Genomic DNA, 14,910 nt, shown 5'->3' on the forward strand with positions numbered 1-14,910 from the left:
TTTTGTCAGTACGGTGACGATCGCAAGAAGGTACCACCTGTTCCCATCCCGAACACAGTCGTTAAGCTTCTGAGCGCCGAGGATAGTGAGGGGTTTCCCCTTGTGAAAGCCGGACGTTGCCGAACTAGGAGGTTTAGCTCAGTTGGGAGAGCACCTGCCTTACAAGCAGGGGGTCACTGGTTCGAGCCCAGTAACCTCCATTAAAAATTCTCGGGCCATTAGCTCAGTCGGTAGAGCATTTGACTTTTAATCAAAGGGTCGCAGGTTCGATTCCTGCATGGCTCATGTTCCAAAATTAAATAAGCGGATGTGGCGGAATTGGCAGACGCACTAGACTTAGGATCTAGCGCTTTCGGGCGTGGGGGTTCGACTCCCTTCATCCGCATATTATTTTGCCGGCTTAGCTCAGTTGGTAGAGCATCTGATTTGTAATCAGGGGGTCGGGGGTTCAAGTCCTCTAGCCGGCATTTTTAACGATATAAGTCATTTTGAAGCTGGCTTAGCTCAGTTGGTAGAGCATCTGAATCGTAATCAGAGGGTCGAGGGTTCAAATCCTTTAGCCAGCATGGGTGGAAGATATATTAATGCGGAAGTAGTTCAGTGGTAGAACACTACCTTGCCAAGGTAGGGGTCGCGGGTTCAAGTCCCGTCTTCCGCTTATTGTGTTTTGCCGGGGTGGCGGAATAGGTAGACGCACAGGACTTAAAATCCTGCGGGGAGTGGATCCCCGTACCGGTTCGATTCCGGTCCTCGGTATTGACAACCACCCGGGAAGTAGCTCAGTTTGGCAGAGCACCTGGTTTGGGACCAGGGGGTCGCAGGTTCAATTCCTGTCTTCCCGATTTATATTATCGCGGAGTGGAGCAGTTGGCAGCTCGTCAGGCTCATAACCTGAAGGCCGTAGGTTCAAGTCCTACCTCCGCAATGAGGCCCCGTAGTGTAGCGGTTTACCACGCCTGCCTGTCACGCAGGAGATCGCCGGTTCAAATCCGGTCGGGGTCGTTTTATTCTTTTTATAATATGCGGGTGTAGTTTAGTGGTAAAACTACAGCCTTCCAAGCTGTTGTCGCGAGTTCGATTCTCGTCACCCGCTTTTTATACATTTCGGGCCTGTAGCTCAGTTGGTTAGAGCGCACCCCTGATAAGGGTGAGGTCGGTGGTTCGAATCCACTCAGGCCCATAATATATTATATATGGGGAAGTACTCAAGAGGCTGAAGAGGCGGCCCTGCTAAGGCTGTAGGTCGGTTTTCCGGCGCGAGGGTTCAAATCCCTCCTTTCCCGTCATTGTTATGTCCTAATCGTTTTGAAAGATACTCGATTGGGATTTTTTTATGCCATAAAATAATATGTTATAAATTGTAGCATATCTTGACTTTGTGGGAACTAACCGTCATTTTGTGAAAATAGTGCAGAAAGTTTTGTTATTGAACGAAGATTCTTTACAATGATACTGATAAAAGCGAAAGGGTGTTGGTAATGGAAGAACAAATGTTTTTAGAAAAAGTCGCAAATTTTGAAGAAGTTACCGCTGAAAAGGCACAAGAATTAGTTGAAGCACGTGCAGGACATATTATTTTTGTTGGACGTGAAACTTGTCCTTTTTGTCGCAAATTTGTGAAGACGTTGAGTGAAGTGGCAAAGGCTCATGCTTTGCATATTTATTTTGTTCATTCACAGCGTGCAGGATCGGAAGAACAACTTAAAATATTTCGAGACCATTATGGCATTGCGACGGTGCCTGCTCTTTTATATTCTGATCAGGAAACGCCAGTCCGTGTACGATGTGACAGTTCCATGAGTGCAGATGAGATTTTAGAATTTGTGCGTGGATAGTCTACAATTTTAAGGAATATTATGAAATAAAGAAGATTTAAAGGAGAAACATATGAGTAAGAAAAATGAAGCGAGCGTAGAGTTGCGCTCTACGGATGAGAGTACTGATGATTTTATGCAACTGGAAGTTGTCATTAAAAATCAAGTGATTGGTAAGTTAAGTCATGTCGAAGGGGAACGCTTTTTTAATGTGGAAAATTATTCAGGAAAATTAGAAAGTGCACGATCTATTGAGGATGGCGTTGAGATGATTTTGGCAGATTATCACTTACATGCCTAATGAAGCGGAGGCTGCCACCTTGAAAAAATATATCAATCAACTATTAAAAAATGAAAAGATATTTAATGCTATTCAGATTATTCGATCCAATTGGACACGAGCGGATGCGATGCAATCAGCAGGTAAGATGGCATATTTTTTATTATTGTCTGTTGTTCCCATCTTATTACTGATTGCTAATGTGATTCCATTATTCCCTATTGATTCAGATGTAGTGCTTAGCCTTATGAAGCAAGCCTTGCCTGCAGATATTCATAAGATTGTTGCGCCTATTTTGCTTAATTATTTGCATAATGGAAGTGGTAGCGGAACGATTTCTTTTGCATTGATTACGACTATGTGGTCTGCAAGTCGGGTGTTTAGTACGTTGCAAACAGTGTTAAATGGTGTCTATGGGACGGCTGCAGAGAAAAATTATATTAGTGCGCAAATTATTTCCTTTCTAGTTATGGTTGCGTTGCTATTATTGATGATTCTGTCAATGACCATCTTTTTATTTGGAGAATCTTTCTTGCATTTTGCCTCAAGATTTCTTCCGATAGAATTACCATTGATTACGAGTTTTCTATTTTGGCGTTGGATTATTATTATCGTTTTTTTATTTGGCTTTTTTATGATTATTTATCATGTTGTTCCAAATCATCATTTGAAGCTAGCAAGTGCTATTCCTGGTGCAATCTTTTCGATGATTGGCTGGTTGCTATTGGCAGAGTTTTTTAGCTTATATACGAATGTGGCCAGTAGTGAAATGCTAGCGAATGCGACAATTGGTGGTTTCATTGTATTTATGCTCTTTTTATATTTTTTAAATGTTATTTTATTATTAGGAGCGATGTTGAATGCGATGGTTTTTGAATGGCGGACGGGTCAGTCGGTCACAACTTATGAAAGTAACATTCAAAAGCAGAAGAAAAAGGAAGCACTGGGCTGGTCAGGTTATCCAGAAGATGATGTGACACTTTTACGTGGTGTGCTCCATAAGATTCCATATGAAAATAATTAAAAATAAGTCTACTCTATAGGCCATGTTACTGAAATTGAGCGTGCATGGCGTAAATGGGTAGACTTTTTTAAGTTTGATTTTATTGAATATGTTTGATTTCTGATACAATGGTTATGAATGAGGTAAAGGGGGAAATAGATGTGGCAACTTTAAAAATTGAGAATTTATATGTTGAAGTTGAGGGAAAACAAATTTTAAAAGATTTTAATTTAACGATGAATACTGGTGAAATTCATGCACTGATGGGTCCTAATGGTACAGGAAAATCGACATTGGCACAGGCAATCATGGGACATCCCCTATATCATGTAACAGGTGGTAAAGTGTGGTTAGATGATCAAAATATTTTGGAATTGTCGGTAGATGAACGTGCAAGGCTTGGATTATTTCAAGCGGTACAATATCCAAGTGAGATTCCAGGGATTACTAATGCTGAATTTTTAAAAGCAGCCATTAATGCACGCCGGGATGAAGATGATCCAATGGCTGTAATGGATTTTATTGCTAAATTAGATGAAAAAATGAAATTGCTTGATATGCCCGAAGAAATGGCCGAGCGTTACTTAAACGAAGGATTTTCTGGGGGAGAGAAAAAGCGCAATGAAATTTTACAACTATTAATGATTGAGCCTCAATTTGCAATTTTGGATGAGATTGATTCTGGATTAGATATTGATGCATTGCAAGTGGTGGCGCATGGTATCAATAGTATGCGAGGTAAAGATTTCGGTGCATTAATCATTACACATTATCAGCGCTTATTGAACTATATTGAACCTGATTATGTGCATATTGTAATGGATGGTAGAATTGTCAAAAATGGTGGACCAGAGCTCGCGTTGCATGTCGAAAATGAAGGATACCAACAAATCATTGAATCACTTCAACTTCATCATCAATTGGAAGAGTAGGTGATAAAATTGACGATACAAAAAATGCTTGAGAAACGATCAAGACAACTGAATGAGCCGGCAGCATTGACTAATCTGCGACTAGAAGGTGCTATTCACTATGAAGTGGCTGCTCCTTTAAAAATTGAACGACTAGATTATGAAAAATGGCTAAATATTAATGACTCAGAGGAATTTCTAAAAACATTAGCACCTGAGCCAAAGCTTAAAGATGCACTTGACGTTGCACATAAGATGACTTTAATGGCAGAAGGTGTATATATTGCTCCATTTTCACAAGTATTAAAAGAACGCCCAACGTTACTGACAAAATATTTTGCACATTGTACGCAACAATATCTCAATGAGAATAAACAGTTGGCAATACATCAGGCATTTTTTTCTGACAGTCTGGTGCTTTATTTCCCTAAAAAATTCAAGAGCAAACAACCGATTCATTTGTCTGAGAAAATTGCGGGCTGGGCGGTCCACAATGTGCTCATTATTTTAGAGGAGCAAGCCGAGGTTGAACTGGTGCATACCCTCTCTGCTAATGACAGCCAAGCGGGTCAGGCGCATATTTTAGTGGAAGTATTTGGTCATGAAAATAGTCACTTTACTTACTTGTCGGTGAATATGCTAGATGATGTTCATCCAGCTTATATTTTGCGTTCAGGTTTCACCATGCGCAATGCTACTATTATGTGGAAGCAGGTAGAGCTGGGAGAGAGTCATGAAGTATCGGACTTGCGTGTTCATATGTTAGGCGAGGGAAGTGAATCAACATTGGAAGCCATTGCCATTAGCGATGGTCAACAAGTGGTAGGTGTCAACAGTCAGATTGTTAATATGGCACCACACACTATGGCTGATATTCATCAAAAAGGAGTTGCTTTAGATCATTCGACCCTGACCTTCACTGCCATTGGGCATATTATTAATCAGGCTAAAAATGCAAATTCAGAACAAGAATCAAGAATTTTGATGCTTTCAAAAGATGCGCGCGGTGATACGAACCCGATTTTACTCATTGATGAATATGAAGTTATGGCTGGGCATGCCGCATCTATTGGTCAGATTCCGCCGCAAGATTTATATTATTTAACAAGTCGCGGTCTTCGCCCACAAGTTGCTTTGAAATTGTATGCATTAGGATTTTTGAAGAGTACAATTACTGGTGATTTTTATGAAGGAATTGTCGATTTAGAAAAAATGCTAGAGGAGAAAATGATGCGTTATGCCATTGAACATAAATAAAGTACGCAATGATTTTCCAATTTTAAAAGAAAAAATAAATGATCATTCGCTCATATATTTTGATAATGCGGCAACAACTCAGAAACCTTCTGCTGTAATTGAACGAATAGTGGCATATTATCAGAAAGAAAATGCGAATGTTTATCGAAGTGTTCATGCTTTAAGTGCTCGGGCGACACACGCCTATGAAGCCAGTCGACAAAAAGTTCAAGCATTTATTCATGCGGCACATCCTGAAGAGATTATTTTTACAAGTGGTGCGACGGCGAGTTTAAATCAGATCATGCAAGGTTTTGTAGTTGACCGATTAGAATTAGGAGATGAGATTATAATTTCTGCGCTTGAACATCATTCAAATCTCATCCCTTGGCAAGTGGCTGCGCAGGCTACAGGAGCTGTATTACGTTATATTGAATTAACTGATACAGGGGAGATATCGCTTGCTTCTTTAAAAGAAATGGTAAGTTCCAAAACGAAAATTATCGCCGTCAGCCATGTATCAAATGTCCTAGGAACGATCCAACCGCTCAAAGAAATTTGTAAAATAGCTCATAAAGTAGGAGCAGTGGTTATCGCAGATGGAGCACAAGCTGTGGCACATTTGCCCGTCAATGTAGTGGATTTGGATGTTGATTTCTATGCTTTTAGTGGGCATAAAGTGTATGGACCAACGGGTATTGGCATCTTATATGGCAAACGTAAATGGCTAGAGCAAATGCAACCAGCAGTCTATGGTGGAGAAATGATTGCTAGAGTAGATGATTTTTCAAGTACGTGGGCGCAACTTCCCCAAAAATTAGAAGCGGGTACACCTAATATTGCTGGTGCTGTGGGGCTTGGTGCAGCGATTGATTATTTGAAAGATCTGCCTTTTGATCAAGCATTGACAGCAGAATCTGATGTATACAAGTATGCCTATGAACAGTTACAAAAAGTTTCAGACATTGAATTATATGGTCCAAAAGATGTTAGAAAACGTACGAGTGTTATTGCATTTAACTTGAGTGGAATTCATCCTCATGATGTAGCGACTGCTTTGGACATGCAAGGTATTGCTATTCGGGCAGGTCATCATTGTGCTCAGCCGTTGATGCGCCGTCTCAGTCAAATAGCAACGGCACGTATGAGTTTAGGTATATATAATACAAGGGAAGAAGTCGATGATTTTATTGTTGGCTTAAATCATGTAAGGGAGTTTTTTAGTCATGGATTTTAATCCATTATCAAAATTATATCGCACTGCGTTGTTGGAATATTCAACCAATAAAGCTTATCAATATCTTATAGATCATCCAACCCATACGTATGAAATATATAACCCTTCGTGTGGTGATTTGCTCTTTGTTCAAGCAAGAATCTGCCATCATACGATTGAAGAAATTGCTTATACAGGTCAAGGTTGTGCTATCTCGATGGCGAGTGCTCACATTATGTGTAAATTGCTGACAGGGCAAAAAGTAACACATGCTGATCGTCTCGATAAATTATTTCGTCAAATGTTGACACAGACGTTGCAAGATGCAGAAAAAAAAGAATTGAAAGAAGCTATTATATTGGAAGGTGTCACGCAATTTCCAATGCGTATTCGATGTGCTACGCTGGCGTGGGAAGGCTATGAAGGTATGACACCCCATGAGGAAGGAGAATGCGCTAATGACTGATCAAGTACCAACGAGAAATTATGAATATGGCTTTTATGATGATGTAAAAGATCTGTATCATTCAGATCAGAAGTTAAGTGAAGCACTCATTCGTGAAATATCATCGCGAAAAAAAGAACCAGAATGGATGCTTGAAGAGCGTTTGAAAGCTTATGAACATTTTAAAGTGCGACCTACACCAACATGGGGGGCGGATCTTTCGACAATTGATTTTGATGACTTCACTTATTATCGCACTGTAACGGATCACCCTGCCCGTAGTTGGGATGACGTTCCCGAGCGAATCAAAGAAACGTTCGAACGACTCGGCGTTCCTCAAGCAGAGCGCGATTATCTTGCAGGAACAGGAGCACAATACGAATCAGAAGTCGTCTACCACAATATGAAGAAGGAATTTGAAAAATTAGGAATCGTATTTATGGATACGGATAGTGGTTTGCAGGAATATCCCGAAATTTTCAAAGAATATTTTGGCAGTGTGGTTCCTTATGATGACAATAAATTAGCAGCACTGAATACTGCAGTATGGTCAGGGGGAACCTTCTTATATGTACCAAAAGGTGTGCATTTGGAAGTTCCCGTTCAAATGTATTTTCGCATTAATGAAGAGAAGATGGGTCAGTTTGAACGTACGCTTATCGTCGTAGAAGAAGGAGCCAGTATTCATTATATCGAAGGGTGTACAGCGCCAACTTTTTCAAGTGCTTCACTTCATGCTGCCGTTGTCGAGATTATTGTGAAAAAAGGTGGACATTGTCGCTACACAACCATTCAAAATTGGTCAGACAATGTATATAACTTAGTAACAAAGCGGGCACATGCTTATGAAAATGCTTCGGTTGAATGGATTGATGGTAACCTTGGAGCAAAAACAACGATGAAATATCCAAGCATTATCTTAAAGGGATCGGGAGCAAGCGGTAATGTCGTATCGGTTGCAATGGCAGGTGCGGATCAACATCAAGATACAGGAACAAAAGTTATTCATTTAGCACCCGATACATCTAGTTCTATTGTTTCAAAATCAATTGCGCGAGATGGCGGGGCGGTAGACTATCGCGGTCAAGTGTATATTAGTGAAAATGCCCCAAATAGCTTTTCACATATTGAATGTGACACCATTATTATGGATGGAGCATCGCGTTCTGATACGATCCCATACAACGAAATTCATCATAGTGATGTTCGACTAGAACATGAAGCGAAAGTTTCCAAAATATCCGAAGAGCAATTATTTTATCTAATGAGTCGTGGACTGGATGAAGGAACGGCAACAGAGATGATTGTGATGGGATTTGTTGAACCTTTTGCAAAAGAGCTTCCAATGGAATATGCCGTAGAATTAAACCGATTGATTAGTTTTGAGATGGAAGGTAGCGTTGGTTAATTAGAAAGGAAAGTAAAATGAAAAATATACATACTGATAAAGCGCCAGCAGCAGTAGGACCTTATTCACAAGCTATTATGACGGAAGGCTTACTCTTTTTATCGGGTCAACTTGGAATTGATCCTGCAACTGGAAAAATGGTAGAAGGTGTAGCAGGTCAGGCAGAGCAAATGTTGAAAAATGCGCAGGCCATTTTAGAAGAAGCAGGCGTTGGCTTTGAAAAAGTGATCAAGACTACTGTTTTTCTAACGGATATGGCCGATTTTCAAAAGGTTAATGAAATTTATGCTAAATATTTTTCAAAACCTTTTCCAGCACGTAGCGCAATTGCCGTAGCAGCATTGCCTGTGGGTGGGCTTGTAGAAATTGAAATGATTGTTGAAATTCCTGCATAAGCTAAAGTGGCAATGATCGCAATATAATCCAAAGACTTGAGAAATATTTTTGTTTCTTAAGTCTTTTTTTATTAAAGTAGTTGACTTTTTGATTTATATTTGTAAACTTAAAAAGAAGCCAAAGGAGGAATAGCTATGAACAATCAGCATAATCATCAAGAATGTCATCATGAACATCATCATGAGCATCATCAAGGGTGCGAACATATGCATCATCATGGTAATTTCAAAAAAATATTTTTTAACTCATTGCCACTTGCAATTGCGATAATGGTCATCTCGCCTATGATGGGTATTCAATTGCCTTTTCAATTTACTTTTGAATATTCTGATATGCTAGCGGCGATTTTATCGACAATTTTGCTTATTTATGGTGGACGGCCATTTTATGAAGGCGCGAAGATGGAATTTCAAGAAAAATCACCAGGCATGATGGCATTGGTTGCCATGGGTCTATCAGTATCATATCTATACAGTCTGTGGGCAGTTGCTGCTCATTACTTTTATCAAGTGGAGACTATGAATTTTTTCTTTGAATTTGCATCGTTAATTTTAATCATGCTTTTAGGCCATTGGATTGAGATGAAGACAATGATGGAAGCGGGTGATGCACAGAAAAGCTTGGCTGCTTTACTTCCAAAAGATGCTGAAAAAATTCAAGAAGATGGTACCACTGTAAAGGTGCCTATTCAAAAGCTGCAAGTGGGAGATAGAGTGAGAGTGGCCGTTGGCGAGAATGTCCCAGCAGATGGTATAATCGTTCGAGGTCAGACACGCATCAATGAATCGTTGCTGACGGGGGAATCGAAGCCAGTAAAAAAAGAAGAAAAGATGACAGTTATTGGTGGGTCAACCAATGAAACGTCAACGTTTGAAATGGAAATCGTTGAAATGGGTGAAAAATCATTTATTTCTCAAGTACAACAGCTCATTGAGCAAGCGCAGCGCCAGCCATCTAGAGCAGAATATCTTGCACAGAAAGTCGCCAGTCGACTCTTTTATATTGCATTGCTTGTTGCAGTTGTGGCATTTTTCAGTTGGCTCATCGTAGCTGATCTTAAAGTGGCCATTCGCTATATGGTTACGACACTTGTCATTGCATGTCCCCATGCTTTAGGGTTAGCAATTCCGATGGTTGTTGCACGTTCAACGCATCTAGGTGCTCATCATGGACTTTTGGTGAAAAGAAGGGAAGCACTTGAACGCGCAACAAAAGCAACCGTAATGGTCCTTGATAAGACGGGGACGCTGACGACAGGAGATTTTAAAGTGCTTGATATTGATAATTTTTCGGATCATTTATCACAAGAGAAGTTGTTGGCTTTGATGGCCGGCTTGGAAGAAGGATCATCACATCCGATTGCGATATCTATTTTAAATCAGGCAAAAGCATTAGCAATTGAACCAGCCTCTGTCACATCTAAAAAAGTCATTGCTGGAATGGGTGTCAGTGGGAAAATCCAAGGGAAAAAATATGCACTCATTAGTGAAGAAGCTTATGAAGATAAGCTTCCATCTGTCTCACCTCGATATAAAAATGCTACAAGAAGTGTGCTAACAGAAGAAGGACATGCCGTTGCCATTATTTCTTTAGGAGATGAATTGAAAAAAACAAGTATGGCACTCATTGACATGTTACATAAACAAAATATTCGTCCAATCTTATCAACAGGAGATAATGAACAAGCTGCTCAAGCTGTGGCGGATGAGTTAGGAATTGAATATTATGCCCACCAGTCACCAGAAGATAAATATCAATGTATCAAGCGTCTTCAAGAAAATGGTGAATCAGTTATTATGGTTGGCGATGGAATTAATGATGCTCCATCTTTGACTCTTGCAGATGTTGGGATTGCGATTGGTGCTGGGACACAAGTTGCACTGGATTCAGCAGATGTTATCCTAGTGCAGTCTAATCCATCAGATATTGAATCCTTTATGCAATTGGCAATCAAAACAACACGCAAAATGAAAGAAAATCTCTGGTGGGGTGCAGGATACAATTTTGTTGCATTACCACTTGCAGCAGGGATCCTCGCTCCTATTGGCATTACATTAACTCCAGCATTGGGTGCAATTTTAATGTCATGCAGCACTATCATTGTGGCAATTAATGCGATGTTGTTAAAACTTGATGACTTTTAATCCCTCTTTATCATGTATTAGTCTAAGTATTGTGGCACCATTTCTCATTTACAAAAGCTGCAAAATTATTTGAAGATTGAATAAGAAAAAGCTTCGACATGTCAATCCCTTTATGTCAGTAAGTTTACAAAGGGTTACAAACACAAAATATTTATTGAGTATTCAGCATAAAACGAGTAGAATATACAATATACTATCAACGGGCAAAAATTAGCATAAGGAGAAGTGAATGATGAATAAAAAAATAATAAAGAATATCCTTGTGTCTACGAGCATCTTATTATTAATGCTTGGGCAAAATAGTTTGCTAGCGCTTGCTGATATCTCGGATCTTCAAAATCGTCAAGAAGAAATTCAACAAGAATCCGATCATGTGTCGGAAAAGATCAATGAGACAGAAACAGAAATTGGCACTCTTGAAAGCAAAAAGAGTGTGTTGGAAGCAGAAGTTGAAAAACTTCAAAAACAAATTGATGAGATTGTTCAAAAAATTGTCGCACATCAGCAAAAAATAACTGAACTTGATGAAGAAGTCCAAGTATTAGAAAAAGAAATTGAAATATTAGAAGAAAAAATTGAAAAGCGTAGCGATTTAATTAAAATTCAAGCGCGCTCAGTTCAAGTTACGGGTTCTCCACAAAGTGTGGTAGATATTTTATTAGAAGCAACGAGTGTTACCGATTTACTTGGTCGTATGGAGTTGGTTTCTACAATTGTAGGAACAAACTTTGATATTATGGAAGATCAGCGAAATGATCAAGAAGCAGTAAAAAAATCTGTTGCTAAAATTGAAAAAAATCGTCACAAGCAAGAAGAATTAAAACAACAATTAGATATTGAAAAAAATAACATTTTGGCACAGCAAGTAGAATTTGATTATAAAGTCGAGAAAATTGCTGATCAGCTTCATTTAAGTGAAGAGAAAAAAAGAGAATTTATTGCACAAAATGTGGCACTTGCTGCAGAAAGTAGCAACTTAAGTGGGGAAATACGCGAAATTCGTAATCAAATTGTGGCAGATCAAGAAGCTGCAAAACAAAGTCAATTGGCTGCTGCTCGAGAAGCACAGATCAATGAAGCGGAGCATGTAAGTACATCTACTTCAAGCTCAAGTAGCTCGTCCCAGTCTTCTCCTACAACGAGTTCTGGCGGATGGATTCGCCCTTCAAATGGTTATGTATCTAACCCTTATGGCCCAGATCCATTTTACTCTTCAGGATTTCATGGCGGAATTGATTTGGCTGGAAGCGGTCCAATTGTTGCATCTAAAGCAGGTGTCGTGACAACGGCTGGCTATCTAGGTGATTATGGATATTGCGTCATTATTGATCATGGTGGTGGAGAATCCAGTTTATATGGGCATCTACAGCCAGGACTGAGTGTCTATCCAGGACAATCTGTCAGTCAAGGACAAAAACTTGGCATCATGGGGTCCACTGGCTTGTCGACAGGGGTTCATCTGCATTTTGAAATACGCATCAATGGACAGCGTGTGAATCCTGCCAATTATTTATCATTTTAAATATTTAAGCATTCTAGGACACTTTACTGGAATGCTTTTTATTTCATTTTATAAGGAGAAAATAATGGAAGATATTGTATCGTTAAAAAATCAACAGGTCAAACGTTGGCGAAAATTGCGTTCAAGAAAAGGACGTGAAACATATCGCACTTATATTGTTGAAGGGTTTCATTTGGTAGAAGAAGCGTTAAATACTACAACCGTTGAAATTTGCTGTATCATGGGGTCTGAAAAAGCATTAGCATTGCTTGGAAAAGTTGATCATTTATGCCCTATCTATCATTTAACAGCTGAGATCGTAGCAGAACTGTCTGAGACACAGACCAGTCAAGAAATTTTTGCGGAAGTGAGAATGCCGCAATTGGAAGAAAACTTAAAATTAAAGGGTCCTTATTTATTGCTTGATGCGGTGCAAGATCCTGGCAATGTGGGAACCCTTATTCGGACAGCGGCAGCTTGTGGATTTGAAGGTGTAGTCCTAGGAAAAGGAACAGCTGATGCATATAATTCAAAAACATTGCGTTCAGCTCAAGGAAGTCATTTTCATATTCATTTAGTATCTGGCGATTTAAAGCAATTAATTCAAAAAATGCAGCATGAGAATATTTCCATATACGGGACAGCACTTCATCAAAAAGCGATTGAATATAAAGATGTTTCACCGCAAGAAGTGTTTGGACTCGTTGTTGGAAATGAAGGTGCGGGTGTTTCGAATGATATTTTGCAAGCAGTTGATGCTTCTTTATATATTCCGATTCGTGGAGGCGCTGAATCGTTGAATGTTAGCATTGCCGCAGCAATTTTGATGTATCATTTGTATGATCCGCAATAGATAAAAAGGAGTCCTCAGATGAAGAAGATATTATTACTTTTTGAAATGCCTGAAAGCCAAAGACAAGAATTGAAAAAAATAGCACCTGAATATGAATGGACGACGACCTTAGTGCCAAGTGATGACACTGTTGAGATTGTATATGGTTGGTCTCCTGAATTCGGAACAATGCTTAAGGATGGTGGCTTTAAAGGTGTATGTTGGATTCAATTTCCATATGCAGGAGTGAATCAGTTGCCACTTGCGCTACTGGGAAAACGGCAGATCATGTTGACAAATGGCAGTGGCATTCATACTTCAAGTATGACGGAAGTATTATTTGGACATCTTCTTAGTTATACAAGAAGTTTTAAAAAATATACTTTAAGTCAACAAGCTCACCAATGGGCATATAATGAATGGAGCTTTGATTTTGTAGATAAAACAATGCTTGTCATCGGCGCTGGCAAAATAGGTCAAGAAGTAGCACGCGTTGCCAAAGCCTTTCATATGCATGTTCTGGGCATAAATCGTAGTGGCAATAAAGTTGAAAATTTTGAAATGATTTATCCAATGAAAGACTTACAAAATATTCTTCCAGGTGCAGATATTGTCGTCAACATCTTACCTCTCACAGAAGAAACAACACATCTTTATGATAGTGCTTTATTTCATCAAATGAAAAAAGGTGTACTATTTGTAAATATGGGGCGTGGGCAGTCCGTTGTGACAAATGATTTAGTATATGCTTTAGAAAGTGGGCATGTTGCTTTTGCGGGGCTAGATGTTTTTGAACAAGAGCCGCTTCCTAAAGACCATCCACTATGGGATATGGCACAAGTATCTATTACACCGCATATTGGAGGCGTAGTAGAAAATTATCCAAAACATATTTTTGCAATTTTTAAAGAGAATTTAAAAGCATATCAAAGAAGCCAACCCCTTGTACGTAACTGTGTAGATTTGAAATTAGGTTACTGAATGGATTGTGAGCACAATTAGCAGAAAAAGTTGCAAAATTGATGCAATAAGGTATAATGGCTAATGAGCAAAAATTAGGAAAAAAGGAAGTTGTTCATTTGCAAATAATATATCCAGACTGGCAAACGGATCCTCAGTATCTTGAATTTGTTGCTGATATTTTAGAAAATGAAGAATTTATGAAACTTCATCAGATTGAACATCACCACGTTACGACACGATATAATCACTCGCTATTTGTTTCATATGTCAGTTATGTCATCGGAAAGAAATTGGGTGCTGACCTAAGATCGCTCGCACGTGGCGCATTGCTTCATGATTTCTTTTTAGAATCTCGCCAAGAAATTGAACAGATGCATATCGGTTCGCACAATGCAGTCCATCCACATCTTGCACTTGCAAAAGCACAATCGGTCTTCGAATTGAATCCCATTGAAGAAGATATTATTGTGAAGCATATGTTTTTATGTACGCCGCGTTGTGGGATACCACGCTATTTAGAGAGTCGAATTGTTACTGTTGCAGATAAATATTGTTCCATTTATGAAGTGGGAAAAGGGAATCCAGAAAAATGGATGCAATGGATGACTGTAATGATGATCCGCTTTAAACAATTGAATTTACATTTCAACCATTAAAGACAAAAACTAGTAAATGAGAAAGTTAGACAGAGAGTGATAGAGTAGCTGAGACTATCATCTAATAGCATCATTGAATTTCACTTTTGTCGCTTGAGTCAAAGG

The 14,910-nt window shown here is 39.2% G+C and carries 14 protein-coding genes, 13 tRNA genes and 1 rRNA gene; all 28 read left to right on the top strand.

The window, feature by feature from the left end; all coding sequences use genetic code 11:
* Window positions 1-9 precede the first annotated feature (9 nt).
* The 28 genes from rrf (at window position 10) to C231_RS07815 (ending at window position 14,805) form a co-directional block, all read left to right on the top strand.
* Window positions 10-125 (top strand): 5S ribosomal RNA (gene rrf / locus C231_RS0104030).
* 2 nt (window positions 126-127) lie between these two features.
* Window positions 128-200 (top strand) — tRNA-Val (locus tag C231_RS0104035).
* A gap of 12 nt (window positions 201-212) precedes the next feature.
* Window positions 213-285 (top strand) — tRNA-Lys (locus C231_RS0104040).
* Between the two features lie 18 nt (window positions 286-303).
* A tRNA-Leu gene (locus tag C231_RS0104045) sits at window positions 304-385 on the top strand.
* 9 nt (window positions 386-394) lie between these two features.
* Window positions 395-467, top strand: a tRNA-Thr gene (locus tag C231_RS0104050).
* A gap of 26 nt (window positions 468-493) precedes the next feature.
* Window positions 494-566: transfer RNA gene (locus C231_RS0104055), tRNA-Thr, on the top strand.
* 20 nt (window positions 567-586) lie between these two features.
* A tRNA-Gly gene (locus tag C231_RS0104060) sits at window positions 587-658 on the top strand.
* Window positions 659-669: 11 nt separating this feature from the next.
* Window positions 670-756: transfer RNA gene (locus C231_RS0104065), tRNA-Leu, on the top strand.
* A gap of 12 nt (window positions 757-768) precedes the next feature.
* Window positions 769-842, top strand: a tRNA-Pro gene (locus tag C231_RS0104070).
* Between the two features lie 10 nt (window positions 843-852).
* A tRNA-Met gene (locus C231_RS0104075) sits at window positions 853-925 on the top strand.
* Window positions 926-928: 3 nt separating this feature from the next.
* Window positions 929-1,002 (top strand) — tRNA-Asp (locus C231_RS0104080).
* Window positions 1,003-1,022: 20 nt separating this feature from the next.
* Window positions 1,023-1,093, top strand: a tRNA-Gly gene (locus C231_RS0104085).
* Window positions 1,094-1,106: 13 nt separating this feature from the next.
* A tRNA-Ile gene (locus C231_RS0104090) sits at window positions 1,107-1,180 on the top strand.
* Between the two features lie 15 nt (window positions 1,181-1,195).
* Window positions 1,196-1,283 (top strand) — tRNA-Ser (locus C231_RS0104095).
* Between the two features lie 195 nt (window positions 1,284-1,478).
* A complete protein-coding gene (locus C231_RS0104100; protein ID WP_018659371.1) occupies window positions 1,479-1,835 on the top strand; it encodes a DUF6568 family protein in 357 nt (118 codons plus the stop codon).
* Window positions 1,836-1,887: 52 nt separating this feature from the next.
* Window positions 1,888-2,115 (top strand): DUF2969 family protein, encoded by a 228-nt coding sequence (locus C231_RS0104105; RefSeq protein WP_018659372.1) that lies wholly within the window; start codon window positions 1,888-1,890, stop codon window positions 2,113-2,115.
* Between the two features lie 19 nt (window positions 2,116-2,134).
* Window positions 2,135-3,118: a YihY/virulence factor BrkB family protein gene (locus C231_RS07805; RefSeq protein ID WP_169333936.1), complete on the top strand. Its 984-nt coding sequence runs from the start codon at window positions 2,135-2,137 to the stop codon at window positions 3,116-3,118.
* 140 nt (window positions 3,119-3,258) lie between these two features.
* Entirely contained in the window at window positions 3,259-4,029 is a 771-nt protein-coding gene (gene sufC, locus C231_RS0104115; RefSeq protein ID WP_018659374.1) for a Fe-S cluster assembly ATPase SufC, read from the top strand.
* 9 nt (window positions 4,030-4,038) lie between these two features.
* A complete protein-coding gene (locus C231_RS0104120) occupies window positions 4,039-5,265 on the top strand; it encodes a SufD family Fe-S cluster assembly protein (protein WP_156808104.1) in 1,227 nt (408 codons plus the stop codon).
* On the top strand, window positions 5,246-6,481 hold the full coding sequence (locus tag C231_RS0104125) for a cysteine desulfurase (protein WP_018659376.1): 1,236 nt from the start codon (window positions 5,246-5,248) through the stop codon (window positions 6,479-6,481). The genes C231_RS0104120 and C231_RS0104125 overlap by 20 nt, the downstream gene beginning before the upstream one ends.
* Complete coding sequence (gene sufU, locus C231_RS07810; RefSeq protein ID WP_018659377.1) at window positions 6,471-6,926, top strand: Fe-S cluster assembly sulfur transfer protein SufU; 456 nt, start codon at window positions 6,471-6,473, stop codon at window positions 6,924-6,926. The genes C231_RS0104125 and sufU overlap by 11 nt, the downstream gene beginning before the upstream one ends.
* Window positions 6,919-8,313 (top strand): Fe-S cluster assembly protein SufB, encoded by a 1,395-nt coding sequence (gene sufB / locus C231_RS0104135; RefSeq protein WP_018659378.1) that lies wholly within the window; start codon window positions 6,919-6,921, stop codon window positions 8,311-8,313. Before sufU ends, sufB begins: the two co-directional genes overlap by 8 nt.
* A gap of 17 nt (window positions 8,314-8,330) precedes the next feature.
* Window positions 8,331-8,708: a RidA family protein gene (locus C231_RS0104140; protein WP_018659379.1), complete on the top strand. Its 378-nt coding sequence runs from the start codon at window positions 8,331-8,333 to the stop codon at window positions 8,706-8,708.
* Window positions 8,709-8,843: 135 nt separating this feature from the next.
* The gene (locus C231_RS0104145) at window positions 8,844-10,853 is read left to right on the top strand and encodes a copper-translocating P-type ATPase (protein ID WP_018659380.1); all 2,010 of its coding nucleotides are present in this window, start codon (window positions 8,844-8,846) and stop codon (window positions 10,851-10,853) included.
* A gap of 232 nt (window positions 10,854-11,085) precedes the next feature.
* Window positions 11,086-12,375 carry a murein hydrolase activator EnvC family protein gene (locus C231_RS0104150; protein WP_018659381.1) on the top strand — a complete coding sequence of 430 codons (1,290 nt, stop codon included), beginning with the start codon at window positions 11,086-11,088 and terminating at the stop codon, window positions 12,373-12,375.
* A 64-nt stretch (window positions 12,376-12,439) separates the two neighbouring features.
* A complete protein-coding gene (locus C231_RS0104155) occupies window positions 12,440-13,207 on the top strand; it encodes a TrmH family RNA methyltransferase (RefSeq protein ID WP_018659382.1) in 768 nt (255 codons plus the stop codon).
* 18 nt (window positions 13,208-13,225) lie between these two features.
* Complete coding sequence (locus C231_RS0104160; RefSeq protein ID WP_018659383.1) at window positions 13,226-14,167, top strand: NAD(P)-dependent oxidoreductase; 942 nt, start codon at window positions 13,226-13,228, stop codon at window positions 14,165-14,167.
* Window positions 14,168-14,265: 98 nt separating this feature from the next.
* Window positions 14,266-14,805 carry an HD domain-containing protein gene (locus C231_RS07815; RefSeq protein ID WP_040408038.1) on the top strand — a complete coding sequence of 180 codons (540 nt, stop codon included), beginning with the start codon at window positions 14,266-14,268 and terminating at the stop codon, window positions 14,803-14,805.
* Window positions 14,806-14,910 lie beyond the last annotated feature (105 nt).

The organism is Allofustis seminis DSM 15817 (assembly GCF_000374325.1).
GTDB lineage: Bacteria > Bacillota > Bacilli > Lactobacillales > Carnobacteriaceae_A > Allofustis > Allofustis seminis.